Below are 24,172 nucleotides of genomic sequence, written 5' to 3' on the forward strand. Positions count from 1 at the left end.
CCTACTCGCCTGCGGCGTCCTCGATCGTCGCGATGACCTCGCCAGAGGTGACGGTGGCGCCGACCTCGATCGACAGGCCGGTCACGACGCCGTCCTTGTGGGCGTTGATCGGCTGCTCCATCTTCATGGCCTCGACCACGACGATCTGGTCGCCGGCTGCGACGGTCTGACCCTCCTCGACCGTGACCTTGACGACGGTGCCCTGCATGGGGGCGGTCAGCGAGTCGCCGCTGGCCGCGGGGCCGGATGCCTTGCGCGAGTGCTTGGCCTTCTTGCCCCCGCCGTTGCTGGCGACGGCCGAGGCGCCGAGTCCACCGGGCAGCACGACCTCGACGCGCTTGCCGCCGACCTCGACCGTCACCCGCTCACGCTCAGCGGGTTCATCGGTCTCGGACGCGCCGGCATAAGGCTCGAGCTCGTTGACGTAGTCGGTCTCGATCCACGTCGTGTAGACGTCGAAGCTGCCGTCTGCGGCGGTGAACGCCGGGTCGTCGACGACCGAGCGGTGGAACGGGATGACGGTCGGCATGCCGTCGACGACGAACTCGTCGAGGGCACGGCGGGAGCGCTCGAGCACCTGCTCGCGGCTCGTGCCGGAGACGATGAGCTTGGCGACGAGGGAGTCGAACGAGCCGGGGATCGTCTCGCCCTCCTCGTAGCCACCGTCGAGGCGTACGCCTGGACCCGACGGGGGAGCCCACTTGGTCAGCGTGCCGGGAGCAGGCAGGAAGCCGCGCCCGCCGTCCTCGGCGTTGATGCGGAACTCCATCGAGTGGCCGCGGATCTCCGGGTCGTCGTAGCCGAGCTCCTCGCCCGCGGCGATGCGGAACATCTCGCGTACGAGGTCGAGACCGGTGACCTCCTCGGAGACCGGGTGCTCGACCTGGAGACGGGTGTTGACCTCGAGGAAGCTGATCGTGCCGTCGCGGGCCACGAGGAACTCGCACGTGCCGGCGCCGACGTAGCCGGCCTCGCGGAGGATCGCCTTGGACGAGTCGTAGAGGCGGCCGATCTGGTCGTCGGTGAGGTAGGGCGCGGGCGCCTCCTCGACGAGCTTCTGGTGACGGCGTTGCAGCGAGCAGTCGCGGGTCGACACGACGACGACGTTGCCGTGCGAGTCGGCCAGGCACTGGGTCTCGACGTGCCGGGGCTTGTCGAGGAACTTCTCGACGAGGCACTCGCCGCGTCCGAACGCGCTGACGGCCTCGCGCACGGCCGACTCGAAGAGCTCGGGGATCTCCTCGATCGTGCGGGCGACCTTGAGACCGCGACCGCCGCCGCCGAAGACGGCCTTGATCGCGACCGGCAGGCCGTTCTCCTTGGCGAACTCGATGATCTCGTCGGCGTCCTTGACGGCGTCCTTGGTGCCGGGAGCGAGCGGAGCGTTGGCCTTCCGGGCGATCTGCTTGGCCTTGGCCTTGTCGCCGAGGCTCTCGATGGCGGCCGGCGGGGGGCCGATCCAGATCAGTCCGGCGTCGATGACGGCCTGCGCGAACGACGCGTTCTCGGCGAGGAAGCCGTAGCCGGGGTGCACGCTGTCGGCGCCGGAGCGCTCGGCGACAGCGAGGATCTTCTCGATCGACAGGTACGAGTCGCCGGGCGTGGAGCCCTCGAGCGAGTAGGCCTCGTCGGCGAGGCGTACGAACACCGCGTCGCGATCGGGCTCCGCGTAGACGGCGACGCTGCCGATGCCGGCGTCCTTGCAGGCACGGATCACGCGCACGGCGATCTCTCCGCGGTTGGCGATCAGGACCTTGGCCAGGGGCTTGCTCACTGAATGTTCTCCTCGATCCGACACGGTTGCCTGCCGCAGTCTAGGGCGTCAGGCGGCCCACAGCCCTATGAGGTTGGTTACGCCGAGGCCCGCCCGCGCCGTCCGAGACCGAATCCAGCCGCCAGGAGAGCCACCGCTCCGAGCCCCACGCCGATCGGCAGCCAGGGCACTCCGGAGCCCTCGTCGGCAGCCGGCTTCTTGGTCGTCGAGCCGGCTCCCTTGACCTTGCCGGCGTACGTCGGCTTGCCCGTCGCGGTGCCGACGACGTCCACCGAGATCGTCACGGGCGCGGCGAAGTGCGTGCCGTCGTTGCCGAGCGGCCGGGCCATCGACAGCACGGCGTACTGGTCACCGGCGGCCGAGACAGACCTGACGCTGGTCGAGGTGCTCTCGATGTTGCGGGCCCGCAGCTCGTAGCCCTCGCCGGTCAACGTCACGGGCCGCTCGCCGCCCCAGAAGTTGCCGCCGTTGGGTCCGGTGCGGCCGAGGGAGTGCAGCGTCGGCGCGATCATCGTCACTTCCGCGAGGATGCCCGGCATCGACAGCTCCTTGGCGCCTTGGACGTCGGTCTCGAGCGTTGCGCGGATGCGCGGTCGCTGGCCCCAGCTCGCCGGGATGCGATAGATCAGTTGCTCGCCGGGTCGCAGCGAGTCGCTGTAGCGGCCCGGCTCGAGCGCCGGCGCGTCGGTGAAGCTGACCCCGCCCACGACCGGTTTCGGCGTTCCGGCCGGCTCGAACGGTGCGTCCGCCGAGGTGCGCACCTCGTCAGTCGTGATCGACGGGGGCAGCGTGGCGAAGTTCGTGATGCGCGGACGGGTGGTGACGAGCAGCTCGTACGGATCCTGCGCCGGGGCGTCGAGCCCCACCCGCGCCAGCAGGCTCGGGGCCGCGTCGCACGCGTCGTGGGACGCGCCCGACAGGCGCGGCGAGAAGCTGGCCCCGACGCTGAGGATGGACTGGTCCTGCAGGACGTTGGGCCGGAACGCGTAGTCCGCCTCGCAGCGTTGACCGTCCGGGGTCAGCAGCTCGACCTCGAGCCTGTTGGTGGTGCCGCTGTCGTAGGGCGGTCGTGCCACGGCGGAGACGATCACGTCGGAGCTCTTGGGCTTCTTGATCGTGTAGTAGCGGCTCGTGGCCTTGCCCTGGGTCGTGTCGGTGTAGCGACCGGGCTTCAGGGCGAGCGGATCGGCGGTCGACGTGCCGCCGGTGACCGGGGTGCCGGTCAGCCGGAACTTCCGCAGCGACCGGACGCTGACCGAGACGAGGCTCGAGGCGAGGTCCTCGGGCTGCTCGACGCCGTAGTAGGTGCCGCCACCTGCGTCGGCGATGCACTCCAGCGCGGTGCGGGCCCGGCCCGAGACGTTGAGGCCCACGACGTTGACGGTCAGGTCGACGCCTTGTCGGCGCAGGTCCTTGGCGACCTTGCACGGATCCGGGTCGCACGTCGGCTCACCGTCCGACAGCAGCACGATGGTGCGCTTGCCGTCCGGTCCGAGGTCCTTGGCGGCGCCCTTGAGCGCATTGCCGATCGGGGTCTCTCCGTACGGCTTGTAGCGCGCGACGGCCTTGCTGATCCGGCCTCGGTCGAGCGGGCCGACGGGTACGACGTTCTGGGTGTCGGTGCAGGCGCCCTCGTCCTTGGCGGAGAAGACCTTCGCGCCGAACACCCGTACGCCGACCTGAGCGTCGTCGGGCAGCTGGGCGACGACGTCCTTCAGGGCGGCCCTCGCCGCCGAGATCTTGGTCTGCCCGCCGGCAGACTCCTTCATCGACCCCGACGAGTCCAGGAGCAGGACGAGCTTGCCGTTGGACTCGACCTTGGTGCCGTCCTCGGCGACAGCGGGGGTGACGCCGAGAGCGAGCGCCGTCACCGCGGAGATGGCCAGGATTCGTCGCATCGTTCCCCCGAACGTCTGTGGTTGCGCACACGCTACTGGACGTGTCCGGGGTCCACCCCTTCTGGCGGTTCAGGTTAACGGTTGTTAACATGCGGGCATGACCTTCGCCCTGTCACCCGAGCACGAGATGTTCCGTCGCAGCGTCCGCGAGTTCGCCGAGGCCGAGGTCGCGCCGCACGTCGCGCAGTGGGACAAGGCGCACCATTTTCCCGTCGACCTGGTCAGGAAGATGGGCGATCTGGGCCTGTTCGGGCTCACGGCTCCTGAGGAGTTCGGTGGCGCCGACGGCGACTTCACGAGCCTGTGCGTCGCGATCGAGGAGCTCGGCCGGGTCGACCAGTCGATCGGCATCACGCTCGAGGCGGCCGTGGGGCTCGGCATCAACCCGATCCTGACGTTCGGCACGCAGGAGCAGAAGGAACGCTGGCTGCCCGACCTCGTCGCCGGTCAGGCGCTCGCCGGCTTCGGCCTCACCGAGCCCGGTGCCGGCTCGGACGCCAGCGCGACCAAGACCAAGGCCGACCTCGACGGCGACGAGTGGGTCGTCAACGGCGCCAAGCAGTTCATCACCAACTCCGGCAGCGAGATCACCTCGCTGGTGACCGTCACCGCCCGCACGGGCACGCGCGAGAATGGCTCGCCGGAGCTCTCCACGATCGTCCTGCCGTCCGGCACGCCCGGCTTCATCGTCGAGCCGGCGTACGACAAGCTCGGCTGGCACATCTCCGACACCCACCCGCTCTCGTTCGTGGACGCACGGGTGCCCGCCGACCACCTGCTGGGCGAGCGAGGCCGCGGCTACGCGCAGTTCCTCGCGACGCTCGACGACGGACGTGTCGCGATCGCGGCGCTCGCAGTGGGATGCATCCAGGCGTGCCTCGAGCTCTGTGTCCAGTACGCCGGCGAACGTACGACCTTCGGCGTGCCGATCGGCACCAAGCAGGGTGTCGCGTTCCAGATCTCCGACCTCGCCGTGATGGCGCAGGCCGGACGCGCGCTGACGTACCAGGCGGCCGCGCTCAAGGATGCCGGCGCACCCGCCAAGGAGTTCAAGCAGGCCGCCGCGATCGCCAAGCTCTACACCTCGGAGTCCGCGGTCACCGCGACACGCATCGCGACGCAGGTGTTCGGCGGCTACGGCTTCATGGAGGAGTATCCGGTCGCCCGGTTCTACCGCGACGCCAAGATCCTCGAGATCGGCGAGGGTACGTCCGAGGTGCAGCGCATGCTCATCGCGCGCGGTCTCGGCCTGCCGGTCGAGTAGGGCGCGCGGCTCGCAACCGTTCGTCGAGCTTGTCGAAACGACTCCTCGACCGCGTGGCAATCCCTAGTCTGTCCGGATGGACGACAGCAACCGCCTCGCCGAGTACCGCGAGTACTACCGCTCCCGCGCCGCCCGCTATGCCGCCAACCCGCTCTATCCCGAGACCGCGGCGGCCGAGCGAGCCATGGCGGACGCGGTCGATGCCGCCACGTCGTTCGAGGACCTGAGGTCCAAGGCGATCGAACTGTCCCTCGCCATGGGCCACGCCCTCGCCCGGGACCAGGCCAACGCGAGGGCCGCGGTGTACGCCGAGACGGGCGAGACGGTGCGTGCGCAAGGTCCTGCCGAGGTGCTCCGCAGCGTCGCGAGCACGGCCGATGCCCCTGCGCTCGCCTCGATGCTGGGTGAGATCGAGCAGCGCACCGGCATCGCGGTAACGGTCGATGAGCTGACCCGGTTGTGGGCGATGTCGCTGACGACGCTCGAGAACGTCGAGACGTGGCGGACGGCGCAGGTGCCGGACCGCTGGCGATCGGAGCTCGAGCAGCTCGCGACCGAGGCGGTCGCGACCGAGCGCGAAGCGTGGACGCAGGTCGAGGCCGAAGGGCGGCGGCATCAGGCCGGCTGGTCGTTCGACCCGGAGGTGGCCCGCGCCGAGCGGCACCGACGTCTCGTGCCGGTCGCCGCCGAGGTCTTCGAACAACGCCTCGCCGAGCACGGCTCACTCGTACGCGGAGGCCGCTGATGCCCGTCGATCCCACGATGGTGGACGCGATGCTCGGCACGTTCCGCGATCTCCTCAGTGGCGTCCGGAGCGCCGGCTCGACCGGTGAGGACGTCGACGAGATGGCGGACGCTCTTGCCGCGATGGAGGCCCTCGGGCAGGAGCTCGGCGACGTCGGCGACTTCTCGGCGAAGCTGGCAGGCGGTGGCTACTACCAGCGGTTCACGGATGCCTACACGCGCGTCATGACGGCAGCCGCCGGTGGGGGGACGACCGGCGCTCCGGCCACGATCCCGGACGACGAGACGTTGCTGGCCCAGTCACTCCAGGCGTACGAAGGGTCCCTCCAGCAGCTCCGCTCGATGAGCGGCCAGGAGGAGGCGATCGGCGTGCTGGAGCAGCTCATCGCGATCGGCCGCTCGGGAGTGAGCTATCCGGTGTTCCTCCGTCAGGTCGACGAAGCCGGCCTCAACGAGGCGCTGGGCGGGACCATCACTCCGACCCGCGAGACGCTCGTCGCAGCGGTAGAGCACTCGAGGTCGACCGGTGACGTGGCGCGCGGGGCCGAGGCGGCCGCTTTGCTCAGCCGTCGCGATGCGATGGCCGCGGCTTCGCCGAGCGGGTCGGTCGACCCGTTCACGTTCGAGCTGGAGCGCTTCCGCATCGCGTCGCAGCACGCACCGGCGATCGCCTTGCGCGATGCCGTCGTGCAACGCATCCCGCGACTTCTCGACCTCGTGATCGACTGGCTCGACGCACACACGAGCTGGGCAGCGCACGACGACCGGTTCGCGGGCTCGGATGCTGCCCAGACGCGGCGCCGCATCGAGATGGCGCGCGAGTGCAACCCGGGCTTCTACGCCGTTCGAGCGACGCAGTTCGCCGAGGCCTTCGGTCCTGCACCGTGGTGGCAGCGGCCCGAGCTGCAGCAGGAACGCGCGGCGGAGCGGATCCTCTGGACCGACGCACGGATGCAGCTGGCCCTGGACGCGATCCCGGCCTGCGTACCGATGGCGACGGCGCCGCCCGAGCTGGTCGCCCGGGCGGAGGCATTCGGCCCCAACGCGTTCTGATCCGCACCCGAGCGGCAGATCGAGGTCAGTGGGGATAGTTGAGGACCACCACGTCCTGAGGGTCGCCCTTGGTCGTGATCAGCGTTTCTCCAGCATCGTCGGGACCCGAAATGCCATGGCCCTCCCGCGCAATGCCGGCCCGGTACCTCGGGGCGTACGTGAGAGTGACGGTCAGCTTCGCCTCGCAGGTGCCGTCAGCCAGCCTCGTGCCCTGCTTGGGGATCGTGAACTCGCCGTCCTTGAGAGGTCGGTTCTCGTACTGCTTGTCAGGACCGGAGAAGGCAAGGAAGTCCTGGTAGTCGGTGGCACCGCGGATGGCGGCGCAGGTGCCAGGCGTGTAGGAGATTCCCTTGTCCCGGATGGTGATGTTCAGCTCGTGGGTCTTCGGATCGCCGGGGGCCGGCACGTACGTCTTTTCCGGCCGAGGGGTGACCTTCGGCGTCTCCGATGTCTTCGGCGTCTGAGCAGGAGCCTTTGAGGCCGGCCCGGCAGGACGCACATCGTCCGAGGGGAGGGTGTTCCTGGCGAAGACCGCTCCGCCGGCAAGCGCGGCGACGACCGCCGCCGCGGAGGCCAGTCGCAGGAGCCGGCGGTTCCTGCTCCTGGTGACGCGTGCTGCGGCGAGGATCGCCCTTCGGGTCTCGGACTCCCATTCCGGGTCGATGTCGGGAAGCACGGGGCGCAGCTCGTCGATGATGTGCGATCTCATGACTTCTCCTGCAGGTCGATGTCGGCAGCCGGGGAGAACTCGATGACGTCGATTGCCGCTCGTGCCCTGCTGATGCGTTTGCGCACGGCAGCGGCACTGACGCCCAACAACCGGCCGGCCTGTTCCGGCGTCAGCCCGTCCCAGGCGGTCAAGAGGAGAGCTTCTCGCTCCTTCTCGCTGAGCGCGGCCAACCGTCGAAGTGCTTCGAGGCGGGCTGCAAAGTCCAGGTGGGGACTGCTCTGTCCCGTCACCGCGGTGAGCAGACGGACCCGGTCCTGCAGCCTGCGCCCTCTCTGCAGCGTTCTCACGTGGTTCGAGACGACATGGCGCGCGACGCCAAGCAGCCAGGGGAACGGCGGGTCGCTGATGTCGTCCCAACGCCGCCACGCGATGGTGAACGTCTCCGCAGCGACATCGTGCGCATCGGCGGACCCGACGTGGCGGGACGCGTACGAGATGATGCGCGGCACCTCGTCACGCCAGACACGCTCGAATGCGAGCTCGCGGCCGCGGACGTCCAGAAAGTCAGTCACACTCAGTAAGTGTCCGGCACCCGTGTGGTTGTGACAGTGCTTCTCACGCTGTCTTCACGAAGGCCGGGCTGGCTCGAGGACCGAGGTGGAAGACCTACAGGTTGGTCATCTTGGCGCACGGCAGAGGTATGTGCTTGACCTCGTCGCCGAAGTCGACCTGCGCCGACTGGGTGCCTTGAAGGCTGACGATGCGGCCGAGGCCGAACGTGTCGTGTGAGACGCGAGCCCCGACTTCGTATACCTCGTCCGCGACCTCCGGCTTCGCCTGGAAGGGACTGGACGGGTGATAGCGGCGTCGCCGCGGTGAAGTTGCCATCGTCTGTCCAGTCTCCCACTGTTTGGCGGCAGAGACCAACGAAATCATCTGGTCGGCAGCGACCAGAGGTCCGTCCAGGCGATCCCGAGGTCGCCCACGAGGTCGCGGAGCAGGGGCAGCGAGAGCCCGACGACGTTGTGGTGATCGCCCTCGATGCCGGTGATGAACGCACCACCGAGCCCGTCGATCGTGAACGCACCGGCGACCTGCAACGGCTCTCCGGTCGCCACGTACGCGTCGATCTCGGCGTCGGTGATGTCGGCGAAGTGCACGATCGTCGAGGCGGCCTCGAGATACTCCTCGTCACCACGGCGTACGCAGTGGCCCGTGTGCAGGACGCCGCTGCTGCCGCGCATCCGGCGCCACCGGCCGGCGGCCTCGACCGGCCCGGCGGGCTTGCCGAAGATCTCGCCCTCGAACGCCAGCACGGAGTCGCAGCCGATGATCAACGCGTCGGCGTCGACCTGGGCGGCGACTGCTCGGCACTTGAGCTGCGCCAGGGCGGTGGCGAGGTTGGCGGCGTCGGTCGACGTGATGCGCTCCTCGTCGACGCCCGAGACGATGACCTCGGGCTGGATGCCCGCAGCGCGAAGCGTCGCGAGCCGCGCGGGCGAGGCCGAGGCGAGGATGATCCTCATCGCAGGGCTCCTTCGTCGTAGCGGGTCCGTACGACCTCGAGCCGGTCGTCGCGCAGCAAGGCGTCCGTCAGCTCCTGCGTGCCGCCGACGGCTGTCCAGGTGTTCTCGATCGTGGTCGTCACGAACCATGCGTGGTCGGCGGGCCACATGAGGTTGGGGCTGTTGATGTCGCGGCGGATCGCGTGGCCGTAGCTCGCCGCGCCCCACGCGCCGGCGTCGCTGAGCGGGCCGCCGAACAGCAGGTAGTCGTGGAAGAACGCGACCTTGGGACCTTCGAGGATCGAGGCCGGGAACGCCGGCGGGACCGGCGGGGGAGGCTTCTCCTTGCCGAAGATCCGGCCGGGCCACCGCATGGGGCCGCTGAATGCCGTGAGGAAGCCGACCGCGTCGCCGCCGTACAGGTCGCCATAGCCGTCCCAGAGCCCGAAGAAGCAGTCGTCGGGCGTCGCGGTGTGCGCGGACAGGACCTCGCACAGGGCGCGCAGGAGGCGCTCCTCAAGGTGACCCTCGTATCGTTCGTCGTCATGCCCCATCGGGCTGTGCAGCACCCGGACGTACGACTCGAAGCCGGACGGTCCGAGGTTGGCCCGCAGGATCCCAGGAGCCGCGTCGCCGACGAACCAGTCAGCCGGCGACACGTCCGCCAGTGGCCGCAGCGGCATCCTCAGCCGCCGAAGGCCGAGCGGCGCCACAGGTCCGGGCCGACCCGGTGCGGCGTGCGGGCCATGCGGGCGGGGTGCCCCCACTGCGACCGGACCTTGGGCTTGGTGCGGGCGGCAGCGTGCGCGGCTGCGGCGTTGCGGGCCGCCACGACCGCGACGAGCGCAGCCAGCTCCTCGGGCGTCAGGTCACCCTTGACGACGCGCAGGATCGGCCGATGTCCTTCGCTCGTTGAGCCTGTCGAAGCGTCGACCGGCACGTCGGGGGTCTCGTCGCTCACAGGGGGATGTTCCCGTGCTTCTTGGGCGGCAGCGTCTCGCGCTTGGTCTTGAGCAGGCGCAGGGCCTTGACGACCTCGGCGCGGGTCTGCGCCGGCTCGATGACGGCGTCGACGTAGCCACGCTCGGCCGCGAGGTAGGGGTTGCAGAGCTCGTCCTCGTACGCCGTCATGAGCTCGGCCCGCTTGGCGTCCGGGTCGTCCGCGGCCGCGATCTCCTTGCGGTAGAGGATGCCGACAGCGCCCGAGGCGCCGACGACGGCGATCTGGGCCGACGGCCAGGCGATGTTGATGTCGGCGCCGAGGTGCTTGGAGCCCATGACGTCGTACGCGCCGCCGTACGCCTTGCGGGTGATGACCGTGACGAGCGGGACGGTCGCCTCGGCGTACGCGTAGATGAGCTTGGCGCCGCGGCGGATGATGCCGTCCCACTCCTGGCCGGTGCCGGGCAGGAATCCCGGCACGTCGACGAACGTGAGGACGGGGATGTTGAACGCGTCGCACGTGCGCACGAAGCGGGCCGCCTTCTCGGAAGCGTCGATGTCGAGGCAGCCGGCCAGCTGCATCGGCTGGTTGGCGACGACGCCGACGCTGCGGCCCTCGACGCGGCCGTAGCCGATGATGATGTTGGGGGCGAACAGCGGCATGACCTCGAGGAAGTCGCCGTCGTCGACGATCGACTGGATCACGGTGTGCATGTCGTACGGCTGGTTGGCCGAGTCCGGGATCAGGGTGTTGAGCGCGAGGTCGGTCTCGGTCGGCTCGAGGTCGGCCACCTCGTCGTACGGCTCAGGCTCCTCCATGTTGTTCTGCGGGAGGAACGAGATGAGCGCCTTGACGTACTCGAGGGCGTCTTCCTCGTCGGCCGCCATGTAGTGCGCGTTGCCGGACTTGGTGTTGTGCGTGCGTGCGCCGCCGAGGTCCTCCATCGTGACGTCCTCGCCGGTGACGGTCTTGATGATGTCGGGGCCGGTGATGAACATGTTGGAGGTCTTGTCGACCATCACGACGAAGTCGGTGACGGCGGGGGAGTAGACGTGGCCGCCGGCGTTGGTGCCCATGATCAGAGAGATCTGCGGGATGACGCCCGAGGCGTGCACGTTGCGCTTGAAGATCTCGCCGTAGAGGCCGAGCGAGACGACGCCCTCCTGGATGCGCGCGCCGGCACCCTCGTTGATGCCGATGATGGGGCAGCCGGACTTGATCGCGAGGTCCATGACCTTGGTGATCTTCTCGCCGTAGACCTGCCCGAGGCTGCCGCCGAAGATCGAGAAGTCCTGGCTGAACACGCACACCTGGCGGCCGTCGATCGTGCCGTAGCCGGTGATGACGCCGTCGCCGAGCGGCCGGTTCTCCTGCAGGCCGAACGCCGTGCTGCGGTGCCGGGCCAGGGCGTCGAGCTCGACGAACGAGCCTTCGTCGAGGAGGTCCTCGATGCGCTGGCGGGCGCTGCCGCGGCCCTTCTTGGCCTGCTTCTCGGCCGCGCGCTCGGCCATGTCGACCGTGGCTTCCTTCTGGCGTCGCTGGAAGTCGGCGAGCTTGCCGGCGGTCGTGTGGAGCTCGGGATGGGCTTCGATCTCGTGTTCGGTCACGGGGGTCAGCGTAACGATCGCAGGCCCTGACCGGTATGTGAGTCTGTTCTCATGCCCTATCGCGACCTGGACCGCCCTCCGCTCGACGCCGATGCGCTGCGCACGGCCCTGACCGGCCCCGACCGGTTCTGGACCGACGTCGTCGTGACGCCGGAGACCGGCAGCACCAACCTCGACGTCGCGAACGCCGCGCGCGCCGGAGCGCTGGAAGGGACGATCCACACGACGGACCTCCAGACGGCGGGCCGCGGCCGGCTCGACCGCGCGTGGGAGTCACCGGCGGCCTCGGGGGTCATCGTGTCGGTGCTGCTTCGCCCCGACTCGGTGCCGGCGGCGCGTTGGGTGTGGCTGCCGCTGCTCGTCGGTCTCGCGGTCGACGCAACCGTGCACGAGTGCGGCGTCGAGTCAGGGCTCAAGTGGCCCAACGACGTCCTGGTCGACGGCCGCAAGATCGCCGGCATCCTGCTCGAGCGGGTCGACACCCCGCAGGGCTCGGCGGCGATCATCGGTGTCGGCCTCAACGTGTCGCTGCGCCAGGACGAGCTGCCGGTCGACACCGCCACGTCGCTCGTGCTCGAAGGGGCGACCGAGACCGACCGCACGATCGTCCTGCGGGCGTTCCTGCGCAACCTCGAGGCGCTCTACCGGGCCTGGGCGGCGGCCGGCGGCGACCCGGGCTCGGGCATCCGCGACTCGTACGTCCGTCGGTGCGTCACGCTGGGCACCCGGGTCCGGGTGAGCCTCCCGAACGGCGGCTCGCTCGAGGGTCAGGCGACCGGCATCGACGAGCTGGGACGCCTGCTGGTGGACGGCCAGGCGATCAGCGCGGGTGATATCACCCACGTCCGACCGGCAACGTGACAAAATCAACGGCATGAGCCTTCCGCGCAAGCTGATGATCGATGGCGAGCAGGTCATCGCCACCACCCGCACCCACGTCAAGGTGCTGTTCATCCCGCTGCTGATCCTGCTTGTCGTGGCCGGTGTCGGAGGCTTCGCGATCAACGCCGTCGGCGACTCCGGCAGCGGCATCCCGCGATGGATCGTGATCGCCGCGATGGTCATCCTGATCCTGTGGGGCTCGGTGCTGCCGTTCCTCAAGTGGCTCACCTGGACCTACACGCTGAGCAACAAGCGCATCGTCGAGCAGAAGGGCCTGCTGACCCGCACGGGCCGGGTCATTCCGCTGAGCCGCATCAACGACGTCGCGTTCGAGAAGAACCTCAACGACCGCATCCTCGGCTGCGGCACGCTGATCATCCATGACGCCAGCGAACAGGCCGGGCTCGAGCTCAAGGACATCCCGCACATCGAGGCGTTCCACCGCACCGTGACCAACCTCGTGTTCGAGAAGCACGACAAGACGGCGAGTGATGAGTCGGTCTGAACTCCGTGACGAGCTCGCGCGCCTGATCCTGGGCGGCGAGCTGACCCTCACCAGCTCCGAGGTCGCCGACAAGGGCGGGCTGAGCCTGGAGGACGGCCAGAGGCTGTGGCGCGCCCTGGGCTTCCCCGACACGGGTGAGGCGATCGCGTACGGCGATCCGGACGTCTCGGCGGTGGCGACCGTTGCGGCTGCCATCGAGTCTGGCGTGCTCGACGAGGAGACCGTCTTCCGCATCACCCGTGCGCTCGGCACCACGATGTCCCGGCTCGCCGACTGGCAGGTCTCGACCCTCGTCGACCAGGTCGAGCACGACGTCGAGGGTGGCAAGGCCAAGAGCCGGCTCGGCGCCGCGGTGAGCCTGGCCACCGACGCCGCGCCGGGGTTCGAGCAGCTCATGATCTACGCCTGGCGGCGCCATCTCGCCGCCGCAGCGGCCCGCATCGAGGCTCTGGGCGCGGCCGACGAGGAGCTGCTGTCGACGGTCGTGACGGTCGGCTTCGCGGACCTGTCCCGGTTCACCTCGCTGTCCAACGAGCTCGACGACTCGACGCTCGGTGCGCTGGTCGAGAACTTCGAGACCCGTTGCACCGACATCGTCACCGCGCACGGCGGCCGGGTCGTCAAGACGCTCGGCGATGCTGTCCTGTTCGTGATCGCCGATGCCCCCGAGGGCACCCGCACTGCGCTGGATCTCGTCTCGCAGATCTCGTCGCGCGACGACATGCCCGACATCCGCGTCGGCCTGGCGACCGGCTCGGCGATCAGCCGGCTCGGCGATGTGTTCGGCCCGCCGGTCAACCTCGCCGCACGGCTCTCGCACGTCGCGCGCAGCAACCGCGTGCTGATCGACGGGGCGACCGCCGCGACCCTCGGCGACGAGTTCGACACCCGGACCCTGCCGCCTCGTCCACTGCGCGGGTTCGGCAACGTCTCGCCCATCACCGTGACCGAACGGCGCGGCTTCCGCTCCCGATAGTCTGTGGTCGTGCCATCACCCCAGCTCGCAGTCATCGGCGGCGGCCAGCTGGCTCGCATGATGCAGCAGGCCGCGATCGGTCTCGGCATCCGCATCCGGCTCCTCGCCGAGGCGCCCGACGTGTCCGCCGCCCAGGTCGTGCCCGACCACGTCGTCGGTGACTACACCGACCTCGACACCCTGCGGGCGATCGTGGCCGATGCGCCGGTCGTGACGTTCGATCACGAGCACGTACCTCCCGAGCACCTCCGGGCGCTGGAGACCGAGGGCCACGCGTGCCGTCCCGGGCCGCACGCGCTCCTGTACGCCCAGGACAAGGGCGACATGCGAGCGCGACTTTCCGAGATGGGCATACCCTGCCCGCGCTTCCGCATGGTCACCACAGCTGAGGAGCTTGCGTCCTTCGGCTTCCCCGCCGTGGTCAAGACCACCCGAGGCGGTTACGACGGCAAGGGCGTGTGGGTCGTACGCTCGGCGGCCGACGCCGACGAGGCGTTCGCGTCCGGCCGGTCGCTGCTCGCCGAGGAGCTCGTCGACTTCCGTCGCGAGCTGTCCGCTCTGGTCGCCCGCTCGCCGTCGGGCGAGGTGCGCGCCTATCCCGTCGTCGAGTCCCGCCAGGCCAACGGTGTCTGTGCCGAGGTCATCGCCCCGGCGCCCGACCTCGACGCCGGCCTGGATGCCGAGGCGCGTGCCATGGCCGAACGCATCGCGACCGAGCTCGACGTCACCGGCATCCTTGCGGTCGAGCTGTTCGAGACCGCCGACGGGCGGCTCCTCGTCAACGAGCTCGCGATGCGCCCGCACAACACGGGCCACTGGTCGATCGACGGTGCCGTGACGAGCCAGTTCGAGAATCACCTGCGCGCTGTGCTGGACCTGCCGCTCGGCTCGACCGAGGCGCGTACGCCCTTTTCGGTCATGGTCAACATCCTGGGCGGCGCCGTCGAGGACCTCGAGGCGCAGCGCGCGGTGGTGCTGGCGGCGGAGCCCGACGTCAAGGTCCACCTCTACGGCAAGTCCGTCAAGGCCGGACGCAAGGTCGGGCACGTGACGGCATACGGATCAGATCTCGACGACGTGCTCGCCCGAGCCCGGCGTGCGGCAGCACTGTTCACAGACGGAGTGACCCATGACTGACTCAGCCCGCGTAGGCATCGTGATGGGCTCGGACTCCGACTGGCCCACGATGGAGGCCGCGGCGACGGCGCTGGGCGAGTTCGGCATCGCGTACGAGGCCGACGTCGTCTCGGCGCACCGCATGCCCGACGAGATGCTGGCGTACGGTCGCGACGCCCACGCGCGCGGCATCGAGGTCATCATCGCCGGCGCCGGGGGAGCGGCCCACCTGCCCGGCATGCTCGCGGCGGTGACCCCCTTGCCCGTGATCGGCGTCCCGGTGGCGCTCAAGCACCTCGACGGCATGGACTCGCTGCTGTCGATCGTCCAGATGCCCGCCGGTGTGCCGGTCGCCACCGTGTCGATCGGCAATGCCCGCAACGCCGGCCTGCTGGCCGTACGCATCCTGGCCACCGGGGACGCCGCGTTGACCCAGAAGATGCTCGCCTTCCAGGCCGACCTCGCCGACACGGCCCGCGCCAAGGGCGAGAAGATCCGCAACCCGCACGGCGGCCTCGGCTTCCGCTGACGCGTCGGTTTACCAGGAGAACCTGGTAAACCGCCACTTACCCGGGCAAATTCGCCCGGAGAAGTGCCGTCTTGCCCGGAGAAGTGCGGGTCGCCCCGAGGTTTGCCCGGTGAGGTGCTGGTTTACCAGGAGAACGTGGTAAACCGTCGCTCCTCCGGACGAACCGTCAGCTCGTGTAGAGCTTCTCGGCGTAGGCCGGGCCGTAGTAGGCCTCGATCTCCTCGAGTGAGTCGTTCGGGCGCTCGAGGGACTTGGCGATCTGCGCCCGGCTCGGCACGGCGTCAGGGTGCCACGTCTCGGGATCCCACAGCTTGGAGCGCAGGAACGCCTTCGAGCAGTGGAAGAAGATCTGCTCGACCGCGACCTCGAGGATCACCACCGGCCGGTGGCCCTTGACGACCATCTGATCGGCGTACGGCGCGTCGGCCAGCAGCGTTGCGCGGCCGTTGATGCGCAGCGTGTCGCCGCGACCGGGGACCACGAAGATCAGCCCGACGTGCGGGTTCTCGAGGATGTTGGCGAATCCGTCCGCCCGCTTGTTGCCGGGCCGCTCCGGGATCGCGACGGTCGTGTCGTCGACCACGTGGGCAAAGCCCGCCGGATCGCCCTTGGGCGAGACGTCGCACGCGCCGTTGGCGTCAGACGTCGCGACGAGGCAGAACGGCGACGCCGCGAGCCACGCACGGTGCTCGGGCAGGAACGCCTGGGAGTCCTTGTCGAGCGTGCGTTGCAGCGGGGTGCCGAGCAGGTCACGCAGCTCGGCCTGGTTGGTGATCTCGGTGCGCATACCGAGAAATCTACCGCCGTACGTACGACGTCAGGGCCGTGAGTGTCGGGGTTGCCGGCGCCGAGGCGAAGCCGAACCGCACGGCCGGCTCCACGGGTCCGAGCCGTCCGAGCTCCTCACCCTCCCAGGTCGCCCGTGCGTCGATCAGGCGGCGCACGTCCCGCGCGGCGTACCACTCGGTGCTGCCGCCGCCCGCCGAGCCGTACGTCCGTACGCCCGGCATGAGCCGGGCAGCGACCGGGTTGCAGACCTTGGCCCACGTCGCCGTGCGGCGCACCACCTCCGGCACGAGCCCCAGCAGCGGCGCGACCCACAGTCGCTGGCCAGGGGTGAAGCGTGCCTGCAGCGACCGGGTGTGCACCGACCACTCGTCGCCACGCTCGACCGAGACCGGTTCCAGGCGGACCTCGTCGAACACGTACGTCGACGCCACGAAGTCGGCGACGCTCTGGCGTGCCGCGAGCAGAGTGCGGTGGCCCGACCGGTCCTCGACCATGACATCGGCGAACGGCCCGAACGGGCTCTCGTCCCAGATGCCCACCACGATGCGCACGCCCGATGACGTCCCGAACCCGGCGATGTGCCCGGTGAAGGTGCTCGTCATGTCGCCAGTGTGTCCGATGCCACGAAAGGTGCGGTTGGGACCGCGCGATGATCGGGGTATTATTACTTGGTCGTCCTACTATCGGGAGTCCACGTGTCCGACTTGTTCGTCCTGTCCGAGGAGCACCAGGCCATTCGCGAGGCCGTCCGCGCCGTCGCCGAGGCCAAGATCGCCCCGTTCGCGGCCGATGTCGACGAGAACGCCCGCTGGCCCCACGAGGCGGCCGCCGCGCTGCTCGCCGCGGACTTCCATGCTCCCCACGTGCCCGAGGCCTATGGCGGAGCGGGTGCCGATGCACTGGCCACCGTGCTGGTCATCGAGGAGATCGCCCGCGTCGACGTCTCCGCCTCGCTGATCCCGGCGGTCAACAAGCTCGGCTCGCTGCCGCTGATGATCGCTGGCGACGAGCAGCTCAAGAAGAACTACCTCTCGCGCCTGGCGCACGGCGAGGGCTTCTCCTACTGCCTGTCCGAGCCCGAGGCCGGCAGCGACGCCGCCAACCAGAAGACCCGCGCGGTCCGCAGCGGCGACGACTGGATCCTCAACGGCGTCAAGCGGTGGATCTCCAACGCCGGCGAGTCCGAGTTCTACACGGTCCTGGCGGTCACCGATCCCGACAAGCGTACGAAGGGCATCTCGGCGTTCGTCGTCGAGAAGTCCGACGAGGGCGTGTCGTTCGGGGCGCCGGAGCGCAAGCTCGGCATCAAGGGCTCGCCGACCCGCGAGGTCTACCTCGACAACGTCCGCATCCCGGGCGACCGGATCATCGGCCCCGAGGGCACCGGCTTCGCCACCGCGATGAAGACGCTCGACCACACCCGCGTCACGATCGCGGCCCAGGCCGTCGGTGTCGCGCAGGGCGCACTCGACTACGCGCTGGGGTACGTCCAGGAGCGCAAGCAGTTCGGCCACAAGATCGCCGACTTCCAGGGGCTGCAGTTCATGCTCGCCGACATGGGCATGAAGATCGAAGCCGCCCGGCAGCTGACGTACGCCGCCGCCGGTCGCTCCGAGCGTGGCGACAAGGATCTGACGTTCTTCGGCGCCGCTGCCAAGGCGTTCGCCTCCGACACCGCGATGCAGGTCACGACGGATGCGGTGCAGCTGCTCGGCGGCTACGGCTTCACTCGCGACTACCCGGTCGAGCGGATGATGCGCGACGCCAAGATCACCCAGATCTACGAGGGCACCAACCAGGTGCAGCGCGTCGTGATGGCCCGCCAGCTCCTCGCCGGAGTCCAGTCGACGCTCTGAGCGCTGCAATCACAGCGATTATCTCCGCCAGCAAAGGTAGAAGCAGCGACCAGTCTGTTTCACGTTCCGCGAAGGCTCGCGCACGCAAAAGCACGGGTTCGCACCCAGATGCACAAGCTGTGTGACGCTTGTGTGACGGCTGAAATTCACGATACGTCCTACTTTGGGGGCTTCGAGCCCATAGGCTCGCGTGGCAGTCGGCCCTCTGTGCCGACGATGAGCCACGGTCTGCGAGCTGAATGCGGCGTTGCGGAAAGGCTGACGAAGCAGTCTAGAATTCGGGGGTACATGTGACGGTCGCGACAGAGCCGAAGTTCGATGCCCGAGGCCTCACCGCTGCCCTCGCTCTCATCCGGGGCTCGCAGCCTCTCGATGAGGTCCGGGAGGTCGTCACGTACATAAATGGGGACATCGAGCGCCAAGTCACACTCGAACTCGGTCCGACATTCATGCGGAACGTTGTGGAAAAGACAGTCGGCAGTTTTCGGCTTCCCGTGCTCATCGCCACACCCCGTAAAGGGAAGTTGAGGAGCATCTCGGACCTCCGGAACGCGGCAGGCGAAGAACTCACGCTTCTGTCTCACGACGATCACCAGTTCGTAGCGAAGGCCCTGCTGACCATGCTCCTGTACAAGGCCTACCAGCCCTGGTTGGAAGACGAGTCGGGCGCAAGAGACATCTTGATAGCGAAACAAGCCCTGCTGTTCGAGTGCGTGACACTCCACGCGGACGCAGCCGAGGAGGTGTTTAAGAGTTTGTTCACGTCGGACGGGCACCTTGACGGTGCGACACAGACCAAGTGTGTCCCGGCGCTCGTGCACGACCTCAAGCAAACCGCGGAGCTGCTGTGCACCAGGTATCTGCTTCTCGCTGACTTCGTAAGTGCCGACGAGGGCCGCAACTCCCTGACGTACAAGCATCGCCGCGCGTACAACGAGAGGCGTGAGCGGTTGATGGACAAAGCCAAGACGTTCGTGGGTGGCCGGCCGTCGTACGTACGTGTTGAGTGCCCGTGGGCACGGCGGACGGACTCGTTCCACATCACGTACCAGGTTGCGGACGGCCACTACGCCTTACGCAGATTTGCCACCCATCGGCCGAAGGCTGTCACGGGCCGCCAGCACGTCAAACACCTGACAAGGCTGCCCGATAGAAGCGCGGCAGGTTCATCGCCCCAGCTGGTGACCTGTCAGCCTTCGCCGAGCATCTCTGCTCCGCACCTTCTCGTCGGACGAGGGACGCACTCAACGGAAGCCATCGACGCGGTCTTTCTGACGCAGGAACGCCCGCTGGGGTCCGCAGGGGCGACCTGGTTGACGTGCTTCCTGACAACAGCGTTGGCGTCGCTGCTCTCGCTGTTCGGGTTCCTCATACCGCTGGCCCAAGTGACAAGCCCGGCAGTGATCTTGGCACTCATCGCGGCGATTGGGACATTTTCCAATTCATCGTTTCGCACCGGAGATGACGGCGTTTCCGTTCTCTCCAAGGCGTTGGTCTTCTTCAACGTTGTGCTGGCTATCTCGTTCTGCTGGGTGTGGGTCGTGCTGCAGAGCCGTTCCTCTACCAAGGAGGCTGCTGACATCCAATCGATCAACGGATGGTTGTCAGTGGGACTGGTCGCCGCACTGTTCCTGGTGTTGATCTTCGCGACCGTGCGAGTATGTAATGCTGTACTTAACTTCCAGAAGGTGATTACCCATGACGACTGACGCTCTAGAAGCAGAGACAGTCGCAGAGCCCGAACAGCCGAGCGAACCGTGGAATCCGCGCGGTGGCGAGTCGGTAGCGGTCGACGACTTGGCCGAAGTGGACCGCTTCGCAGGCCCGCACGAGGACGGCGTGGACCCAATTCTGTTCGATGACGAGTTCAGTCAGTCGCTGATTACTGGACTCGTCGAAGCCGGCGCGACTGGCGACATCGCGAAAGCGATCAGGAAGCACCTCCCGAACCTTCCACCCGAGGCTGCAGCAGCTTCGCGTTGATCTTGCGTGGCGGATACCGCTCGAATGCCGGTTTCAGTCGGCAGATGCGGCTACGATCACGGCATAAGAACGGGCCAGTGTTGGCCACCCCGAACAGGAGAACAATGGCGTACGTGGCGATCAAAGTTCCAGGAAGGACCCTTGAGGGTTCTATCGCGGAGGTCTCCAAGTTGACGTTCTCTGCCGAGTCCCACTCCGCATGGGAGAAGGCGATGTCTGCCATCGAGCAGGCTGAACGACACGTAGACGAAGACTCCCAACTCATCTGCATTCACTGACCTGTAGTCACACGACAACTCGTCATATTCCTTCATGCCTTCTTCCTTTCTCGACTGGTCTCCGGATGACACCCCGGGCCATGTCGTCGTCATCAATGACGATGAGGACTGGGAGGAACTTGAACGCCGCTATCGGGGCGAAGGCGTCAATAGGCCGCTGAGGCGTGTGTTCGAGATCGCGGCCTTGCATGGTGTTCGTTCTGTGCTGGTCGAGTACCGGTACATAGATGCTGACTGGCGCAGCCAGCACGCTGAGTTCTATGGCGCTACGTTTCGCCGGTTCCCGTCGGTATGCCACCGGTTGCACTTCTTCACCGTCGAGATCCCATCTGACCTGCAGGACTTGGACCAGTACCAGGACCACTACAGGGGGTACATGGTTCTTCGACCCACCCCCAATGCTCCGGTGGGCCGGACGATGATCAGCCCGCCTCCTGACATGGCTGGAGCGGTTGTTGCGCAGGCCACTGAGACAGTTCATCTGTTCGGTTGGCCGTTCATGGTGTCGGCGATGCCGTTCATCAGTCAGGACCGTCAGTACCTGAGGTGTGCGCACGCTTCGTTGTGGATGGTTCTTCGGCACGCAGAAACAGTGCACGGGCTTGGACGGAAGTTGCCGAAGGACATTCATGAGGCGTGCAGTGGTGGGAGTGTCATCGGACGGCAGGTTCCTTCGGCGGGTCTGACCCAGTCGCAAGTTCTTGATGGGTCTACGCGTCTGGGCTTGTCCATGGCTCGGATGCCGGTGCCGGCGAAGAACGACGAGCCGGACCCTGGTGCCATCACCTTGTACAACGTGGTGTGTCGTTATGTGAGTTCTCAGCTCCCGCCGATCGTGTTGTCACCGAACCATGCGTGGGTGGTGGTGGCTTGGAGGCGAACGCCCAGCGTCGGGCATTCGAAGTTGACGTTGTGGCGGCACGATGACTCAGCTGGTCCGTACATCAAGGTCGATGACCCGTACGACGAGCCGAACCCGGCGCACAAATGGAGCACGATTTTGATGCCGCTGATGACCAAGATGTACATCGCTGCCGAGCGTGCTGAGGTCAGTGGCGGAGCTTGGCTGAGGACGATGATCGACTCGTACGGTGAGCTCGTCTCCGTAGCGGCCGAAGCTGCGGCTGCTGATGCTTTGGCGGTGCAGACGTACGCAGTCAAATCGACCGAGTTCAAGGCGAGGTTGGCCGGTAGGGGGATGCCAGCAGAACTTGAGGCGCTCTACCGGTTTGCTCACATGCCTAAGTACATTTGGGTCATCGAAGCTGTCGATCGGCGTGCGCGGTCGAAGGGTTTGCCGGATGTCTTGGGAGAGGTCCTCATCGACTCCACTGAGTCCGAAGGGCAGCGGGCCGACGCGAGCGAACTCATTCTGGCAGCGCACGTGGGCGGGGTTGCGTACAGCACCGGTCCTGATCACAGGTCAACGCAAGTCATCAGAGACCTCGACCCGGCGCTCTACAGCAGTGACCTCAGTGCGCAAGGGACCGTACTGGTCTGAGGGTGTTTGGCTCCGCAGTGTGCAGCGGGGTCGAAAGGGCAGGGTAGCGAACCGGCGAGGTTCCTATGCCTTGGTTCGCGCGCCGTTCACCGAGATCTCTGGACGCGTCAACACAGTGCCTGTGAAGCGACCTTGTCCGGAAACGCGTGTGCTTGTTGAGGAGACGCCGCACGCTATTGCTGCAACGTTTCGCACGCGCACGGTGCCCTCTTGAGCGCTGAATGTTCCTGGTGCGCGCCTCGCGTACGACATCGGTTGCCCGTTGACGAAAGGTAGGGTTACGTCATGCGCGACCACGACGTCAGAGTCGCCCTCCGAGCTCGCTTGGACACCGAGCACGCTGAGGAACGTGACACCACGTTGATTGTCGATGAGTTGGGTCTGTGCGGCCTGGCTCGCGTAGACGTGGCTGTGGTGAATGGGGCGCTGACTGGCTATGAGCTCAAGAGTGAGCGTGACCGGCTTGACCGGCTGCCAAATCAGGTTCGGACGTATGGCCTGGTTCTGGATCACGCCTACCTGGTGGTTGCCGAACGGCATCTGAAATCGGCTCGGGCGCTAGTCCCAAACTGGTGGGGCATCCTGGTTGCGTCCGGCGGGTCGGGGAGCGTCGAGTTGCGGCACGGACGACTCGCGCGGCGAAACCGTCACGTGGATCCGCACCACCTGGCGCAACTGCTTTGGCGCGGTGAAGCACTTGAAGTTCTGCACCGGCATGGGCTCGATGCTGGTGTGCGCACCAAACCGCGGCACGTGTTGTGGCAGCGGCTTGCTGGTGGGCTGGACTTGGACGTGCTGCGCGCTGAGGTTCGTCAGAACCTTAAGGCGCGCCGTGAGTGGCGAGAGAGTCCAGCACCACGTGAAAGTGTCGCGACATCGCCGTCTTCAGGTACGACCCCGCGTTTCCTGGCCCGTCGGCTCCCGTAGCCACCGCTGCGATGTAGGCGTCACCTGGGCTGAATGAGGCGCCCGCGAAGTATGGTGCCGCCACAACGTCCTTGGCGAGCTGGACGTACTGGGGGCTTGGATTGTTCTTTGTTGCGGCACGGTGTACGACCCATTCGCCGGGGACCGCGTACCGGATGTTCGGGATGGGGCTCCAGCTCACGTCTGAGTACGTGGGCACGCCTACTCCGTAGTCGGCGTACACCAGGGTTCGAGTAGTCCACCGCGAACTCAGTTGGTTGAACGCGGCCGCGTCAGTGCGTGGGATGCTTCCCACACTCGACGGGGGCACGTGTTCGCCCACCAGTTTGGGAAAGGCGGAGAAGGCCGTCACGACGTTCCGCCATTGGGTGAGGTGAGGGAGCGCGTTCAGGGCTGTGAGTGCGGCGGTCGATTGCACAGCGACTCCGCCAGATACGAGCCCAGCGTCCAGGACGAGATCTGCCTGAGCTGCGGTTACGCCCACGGCTTGGAGTGTTTGATCTATTGCTGTGGTGAGGGCGGCGGGGGTTTCCTCGAGCGCTTCCTCGCAGTCAATGCGTAGAACGACGCCACGTTTGTCGGCCTTGACGGTTGCGGCTACCGCGGCGTACAGGCTGGCGGTCTCGTCCAGGGTGACGACCGGAACTGCGTCCACGCCGGCCGTGCGCAGGGAGGTGAACAGGGTGGTGGTGCGGTTGGCCCATGTCGCGTCCGCGACTCCGGTCCAGTTCACCGGCTGAACCCAAACGACGTGCCCGGCGTGTGGCCAGCCGCGGGCAATCGCGTTGGCCTTTTGCAGATCGACGACTTCAAGCAGCGGAACGAACGAGTCAGGCGCTGTGGTCTGTATGGCGAGAAGCTCGCCCTGCTTTGCCTTGAGCACGGCGACGTACGAGGGGGAGGGTGCAGGCATGTTCGGTGCGACCATGGTTGTTTGTTCCTCAGCAGCGAATGAGTGGTGGCAGCACTGCACCCCCCGGAAATGCAGCGCTGACTGTTGGTCCCATTCGGGACGCCGAGATTACCGTCGCCTTTCACACAGAAAGTCCACCCGCATTGTCGGGTGGGCGTCTGTGCGTCAGCCGGCGGGAGGGTACGGGTCGTCCTCGTACGTTCGCTCGTCTTCGATAGTTCCATCAGTGCGATGGATGAGCAGCTGGCTCGGGGTGTTGGCCTTGGCGACGCGCACACCCGCGTCGATCGCCGGATCCTTGGTTTCGTGGGACGACAGGGTCTCTCCGGCATGTGTTACTTGCCAGGTTTGCACCTTGTGCACGACGTCGTAGCGCTTTCTTGCCATGTTTCCTCCAGGGGTGGTGACTGGCGCCAGGTTTCTGCCGCCCTCATACCTACAAGTCACGACACGGCGGGT

26 protein-coding genes are annotated in these 24,172 nt (G+C 67.4%); 13 read left to right on the forward strand and 13 right to left on the reverse strand.

Annotated elements, in window-relative coordinates; all coding sequences use genetic code 11:
• Nucleotide 1 precedes the first annotated feature (1 nt).
• Both BOSE46_RS01115 and BOSE46_RS01120 read right to left on the reverse strand, forming a co-directional pair.
• Nucleotides 2-1,774, reverse strand: coding sequence for a biotin carboxylase N-terminal domain-containing protein (locus BOSE46_RS01115; RefSeq protein WP_236551574.1), 1,773 nt, complete (start codon nucleotides 1,772-1,774; stop codon nucleotides 2-4).
• Between the two features lie 77 nt (nucleotides 1,775-1,851).
• The gene (locus BOSE46_RS01120) at nucleotides 1,852-3,672 is read right to left on the reverse strand and encodes a VWA domain-containing protein (protein WP_159537443.1); all 1,821 of its coding nucleotides are present in this window, start codon (nucleotides 3,670-3,672) and stop codon (nucleotides 1,852-1,854) included.
• A gap of 97 nt (nucleotides 3,673-3,769) precedes the next feature.
• On the opposite strand from BOSE46_RS01120, the gene BOSE46_RS01125 reads away from it, so the two are divergent.
• From BOSE46_RS01125 to BOSE46_RS01135, 3 genes are all read left to right on the forward strand, one after another.
• On the forward strand, nucleotides 3,770-4,936 hold the full coding sequence (locus BOSE46_RS01125; protein ID WP_159537445.1) for an acyl-CoA dehydrogenase family protein: 1,167 nt from the start codon (nucleotides 3,770-3,772) through the stop codon (nucleotides 4,934-4,936).
• 76 nt (nucleotides 4,937-5,012) lie between these two features.
• Entirely contained in the window at nucleotides 5,013-5,681 is a 669-nt protein-coding gene (locus BOSE46_RS01130; RefSeq protein WP_159537447.1) for a hypothetical protein, read from the forward strand.
• Nucleotides 5,681-6,733, forward strand: a complete 1,053-nt coding sequence (locus BOSE46_RS01135; protein WP_159537449.1) for a hypothetical protein — start codon at nucleotides 5,681-5,683, stop codon at nucleotides 6,731-6,733. The genes BOSE46_RS01130 and BOSE46_RS01135 overlap by 1 nt, the downstream gene beginning before the upstream one ends.
• A 25-nt stretch (nucleotides 6,734-6,758) precedes the next feature.
• Here BOSE46_RS01135 and BOSE46_RS01140 read toward each other — a convergent pair whose 3' ends face one another.
• The 7 genes from BOSE46_RS01140 to BOSE46_RS01170 form a co-directional block, all read right to left on the reverse strand.
• Nucleotides 6,759-7,442 (reverse strand): hypothetical protein, encoded by a 684-nt coding sequence (locus tag BOSE46_RS01140; protein WP_159537451.1) that lies wholly within the window; start codon nucleotides 7,440-7,442, stop codon nucleotides 6,759-6,761.
• Complete coding sequence (locus BOSE46_RS01145; RefSeq protein ID WP_159537453.1) at nucleotides 7,439-7,975, reverse strand: RNA polymerase sigma factor; 537 nt, start codon at nucleotides 7,973-7,975, stop codon at nucleotides 7,439-7,441. The genes BOSE46_RS01140 and BOSE46_RS01145 overlap by 4 nt, the downstream gene beginning before the upstream one ends.
• Before the next feature lie 94 nt (nucleotides 7,976-8,069).
• Nucleotides 8,070-8,291, reverse strand: a complete 222-nt coding sequence (locus BOSE46_RS01150; RefSeq protein ID WP_056398807.1) for a hypothetical protein — start codon at nucleotides 8,289-8,291, stop codon at nucleotides 8,070-8,072.
• Between the two features lie 44 nt (nucleotides 8,292-8,335).
• The gene (locus BOSE46_RS01155) at nucleotides 8,336-8,929 is read right to left on the reverse strand and encodes a nucleoside triphosphate pyrophosphatase (RefSeq protein ID WP_159537455.1); all 594 of its coding nucleotides are present in this window, start codon (nucleotides 8,927-8,929) and stop codon (nucleotides 8,336-8,338) included.
• The gene (locus BOSE46_RS01160) at nucleotides 8,926-9,591 is read right to left on the reverse strand and encodes a hypothetical protein (RefSeq protein ID WP_159537457.1); all 666 of its coding nucleotides are present in this window, start codon (nucleotides 9,589-9,591) and stop codon (nucleotides 8,926-8,928) included. Before BOSE46_RS01160 ends, BOSE46_RS01155 begins: the two co-directional genes overlap by 4 nt.
• A 2-nt stretch (nucleotides 9,592-9,593) precedes the next feature.
• The gene (locus BOSE46_RS01165) at nucleotides 9,594-9,869 is read right to left on the reverse strand and encodes an acyl-CoA carboxylase subunit epsilon (protein ID WP_201299466.1); all 276 of its coding nucleotides are present in this window, start codon (nucleotides 9,867-9,869) and stop codon (nucleotides 9,594-9,596) included.
• Nucleotides 9,866-11,458, reverse strand: a complete 1,593-nt coding sequence (locus BOSE46_RS01170; RefSeq protein ID WP_236551575.1) for an acyl-CoA carboxylase subunit beta — start codon at nucleotides 11,456-11,458, stop codon at nucleotides 9,866-9,868. Before BOSE46_RS01170 ends, BOSE46_RS01165 begins: the two co-directional genes overlap by 4 nt.
• A 51-nt stretch (nucleotides 11,459-11,509) precedes the next feature.
• On the opposite strand from BOSE46_RS01170, the gene BOSE46_RS01175 reads away from it, so the two are divergent.
• From BOSE46_RS01175 to purE, 5 genes are read left to right on the forward strand one after another with little or no spacing between them, the layout of a single operon-like run.
• The gene (locus tag BOSE46_RS01175) at nucleotides 11,510-12,319 is read left to right on the forward strand and encodes a biotin--[acetyl-CoA-carboxylase] ligase (protein WP_159537459.1); all 810 of its coding nucleotides are present in this window, start codon (nucleotides 11,510-11,512) and stop codon (nucleotides 12,317-12,319) included.
• Nucleotides 12,320-12,332: 13 nt separating this feature from the next.
• Nucleotides 12,333-12,845, forward strand: coding sequence for a PH domain-containing protein (locus BOSE46_RS01180; protein WP_159537470.1), 513 nt, complete (start codon nucleotides 12,333-12,335; stop codon nucleotides 12,843-12,845).
• Nucleotides 12,832-13,821, forward strand: a complete 990-nt coding sequence (locus BOSE46_RS01185; RefSeq protein WP_159537472.1) for an adenylate/guanylate cyclase domain-containing protein — start codon at nucleotides 12,832-12,834, stop codon at nucleotides 13,819-13,821. The genes BOSE46_RS01180 and BOSE46_RS01185 overlap by 14 nt, the downstream gene beginning before the upstream one ends.
• Before the next feature lie 9 nt (nucleotides 13,822-13,830).
• Nucleotides 13,831-14,958: a 5-(carboxyamino)imidazole ribonucleotide synthase gene (locus BOSE46_RS01190; protein WP_159537474.1), complete on the forward strand. Its 1,128-nt coding sequence runs from the start codon at nucleotides 13,831-13,833 to the stop codon at nucleotides 14,956-14,958.
• The gene (gene purE, locus BOSE46_RS01195) at nucleotides 14,951-15,466 is read left to right on the forward strand and encodes a 5-(carboxyamino)imidazole ribonucleotide mutase (RefSeq protein ID WP_159537476.1); all 516 of its coding nucleotides are present in this window, start codon (nucleotides 14,951-14,953) and stop codon (nucleotides 15,464-15,466) included. Before BOSE46_RS01190 ends, purE begins: the two co-directional genes overlap by 8 nt.
• A gap of 166 nt (nucleotides 15,467-15,632) precedes the next feature.
• Here purE and BOSE46_RS01200 read toward each other — a convergent pair whose 3' ends face one another.
• Both BOSE46_RS01200 and BOSE46_RS01205 read right to left on the reverse strand, forming a co-directional pair.
• The gene (locus BOSE46_RS01200) at nucleotides 15,633-16,253 is read right to left on the reverse strand and encodes a pyridoxamine 5'-phosphate oxidase family protein (protein WP_159537478.1); all 621 of its coding nucleotides are present in this window, start codon (nucleotides 16,251-16,253) and stop codon (nucleotides 15,633-15,635) included.
• 10 nt (nucleotides 16,254-16,263) lie between these two features.
• A complete protein-coding gene (locus BOSE46_RS01205) occupies nucleotides 16,264-16,857 on the reverse strand; it encodes a hypothetical protein (protein ID WP_159537480.1) in 594 nt (197 codons plus the stop codon).
• A gap of 93 nt (nucleotides 16,858-16,950) precedes the next feature.
• Between BOSE46_RS01205 and BOSE46_RS01210 the strand changes: the two genes are divergently transcribed.
• From BOSE46_RS01210 to BOSE46_RS21635, 5 genes are all read left to right on the forward strand, one after another.
• A complete protein-coding gene (locus BOSE46_RS01210) occupies nucleotides 16,951-18,111 on the forward strand; it encodes an acyl-CoA dehydrogenase family protein (protein WP_159537482.1) in 1,161 nt (386 codons plus the stop codon).
• 290 nt (nucleotides 18,112-18,401) lie between these two features.
• Nucleotides 18,402-19,820, forward strand: coding sequence for a hypothetical protein (locus tag BOSE46_RS01215; protein WP_159537483.1), 1,419 nt, complete (start codon nucleotides 18,402-18,404; stop codon nucleotides 19,818-19,820).
• Nucleotides 19,810-20,094, forward strand: a complete 285-nt coding sequence (locus BOSE46_RS01220) for a hypothetical protein (protein ID WP_159537485.1) — start codon at nucleotides 19,810-19,812, stop codon at nucleotides 20,092-20,094. The genes BOSE46_RS01215 and BOSE46_RS01220 overlap by 11 nt, the downstream gene beginning before the upstream one ends.
• Nucleotides 20,095-20,406: 312 nt before the next feature.
• On the forward strand, nucleotides 20,407-21,873 hold the full coding sequence (locus BOSE46_RS01225; RefSeq protein ID WP_159537487.1) for a hypothetical protein: 1,467 nt from the start codon (nucleotides 20,407-20,409) through the stop codon (nucleotides 21,871-21,873).
• Nucleotides 21,874-22,158: 285 nt separating this feature from the next.
• On the forward strand, nucleotides 22,159-22,800 hold the full coding sequence (locus BOSE46_RS21635; RefSeq protein WP_159537489.1) for a sce7726 family protein: 642 nt from the start codon (nucleotides 22,159-22,161) through the stop codon (nucleotides 22,798-22,800).
• Here BOSE46_RS21635 and BOSE46_RS01235 read toward each other — a convergent pair.
• Complete coding sequence (locus BOSE46_RS01235; protein WP_159537491.1) at nucleotides 22,694-23,728, reverse strand: beta family protein; 1,035 nt, start codon at nucleotides 23,726-23,728, stop codon at nucleotides 22,694-22,696. The two genes, BOSE46_RS21635 and BOSE46_RS01235, sit on opposite strands and share 107 nt — an antisense overlap.
• A gap of 150 nt (nucleotides 23,729-23,878) precedes the next feature.
• The gene (locus BOSE46_RS01240; RefSeq protein ID WP_159537493.1) at nucleotides 23,879-24,100 is read right to left on the reverse strand and encodes a DUF2188 domain-containing protein; all 222 of its coding nucleotides are present in this window, start codon (nucleotides 24,098-24,100) and stop codon (nucleotides 23,879-23,881) included.
• Nucleotides 24,101-24,172 lie beyond the last annotated feature (72 nt).

This window comes from Aeromicrobium sp. 9AM (assembly GCF_902506105.1).
Taxonomy (GTDB): domain Bacteria; phylum Actinomycetota; class Actinomycetes; order Propionibacteriales; family Nocardioidaceae; genus Aeromicrobium.

Excerpts from the sequence above, each read along its gene's own strand:
- BOSE46_RS01120 (WP_159537443.1), bottom strand. The coding sequence starts at position 3,672 with ATGCGACGAATCCTGGCCATCTCCGCGGTGACGGCGCTCGCTCTCGGC.
- BOSE46_RS01125 (WP_159537445.1), top strand. The coding sequence starts at position 3,770 with ATGACCTTCGCCCTGTCACCCGAGCACGAGATGTTCCGTCGCAGCGTC.
- BOSE46_RS01130 (WP_159537447.1), top strand. The coding sequence starts at position 5,013 with ATGGACGACAGCAACCGCCTCGCCGAGTACCGCGAGTACTACCGCTCC.
- BOSE46_RS01135 (WP_159537449.1), top strand. The coding sequence starts at position 5,681 with ATGCCCGTCGATCCCACGATGGTGGACGCGATGCTCGGCACGTTCCGC.
- BOSE46_RS01140 (WP_159537451.1), bottom strand. The coding sequence starts at position 7,442 with ATGAGATCGCACATCATCGACGAGCTGCGCCCCGTGCTTCCCGACATC.
- BOSE46_RS01150 (WP_056398807.1), bottom strand. The coding sequence starts at position 8,291 with ATGGCAACTTCACCGCGGCGACGCCGCTATCACCCGTCCAGTCCCTTC.
- BOSE46_RS01155 (WP_159537455.1), bottom strand. The coding sequence starts at position 8,929 with ATGAGGATCATCCTCGCCTCGGCCTCGCCCGCGCGGCTCGCGACGCTT.
- BOSE46_RS01160 (WP_159537457.1), bottom strand. The coding sequence starts at position 9,591 with ATGCCGCTGCGGCCACTGGCGGACGTGTCGCCGGCTGACTGGTTCGTC.
- BOSE46_RS01175 (WP_159537459.1), top strand. The coding sequence starts at position 11,510 with ATGCCCTATCGCGACCTGGACCGCCCTCCGCTCGACGCCGATGCGCTG.
- BOSE46_RS01180 (WP_159537470.1), top strand. The coding sequence starts at position 12,333 with ATGAGCCTTCCGCGCAAGCTGATGATCGATGGCGAGCAGGTCATCGCC.
- BOSE46_RS01185 (WP_159537472.1), top strand. The coding sequence starts at position 12,832 with ATGAGTCGGTCTGAACTCCGTGACGAGCTCGCGCGCCTGATCCTGGGC.
- purE (WP_159537476.1), top strand. The coding sequence starts at position 14,951 with ATGACTGACTCAGCCCGCGTAGGCATCGTGATGGGCTCGGACTCCGAC.
- BOSE46_RS01200 (WP_159537478.1), bottom strand. The coding sequence starts at position 16,253 with ATGCGCACCGAGATCACCAACCAGGCCGAGCTGCGTGACCTGCTCGGC.
- BOSE46_RS01205 (WP_159537480.1), bottom strand. The coding sequence starts at position 16,857 with ATGACGAGCACCTTCACCGGGCACATCGCCGGGTTCGGGACGTCATCG.
- BOSE46_RS01220 (WP_159537485.1), top strand. The coding sequence starts at position 19,810 with ATGACGACTGACGCTCTAGAAGCAGAGACAGTCGCAGAGCCCGAACAG.
- BOSE46_RS01225 (WP_159537487.1), top strand. The coding sequence starts at position 20,407 with ATGCCTTCTTCCTTTCTCGACTGGTCTCCGGATGACACCCCGGGCCAT.
- BOSE46_RS21635 (WP_159537489.1), top strand. The coding sequence starts at position 22,159 with ATGCGCGACCACGACGTCAGAGTCGCCCTCCGAGCTCGCTTGGACACC.
- BOSE46_RS01235 (WP_159537491.1), bottom strand. The coding sequence starts at position 23,728 with ATGGTCGCACCGAACATGCCTGCACCCTCCCCCTCGTACGTCGCCGTG.
- BOSE46_RS01240 (WP_159537493.1), bottom strand. The coding sequence starts at position 24,100 with ATGGCAAGAAAGCGCTACGACGTCGTGCACAAGGTGCAAACCTGGCAA.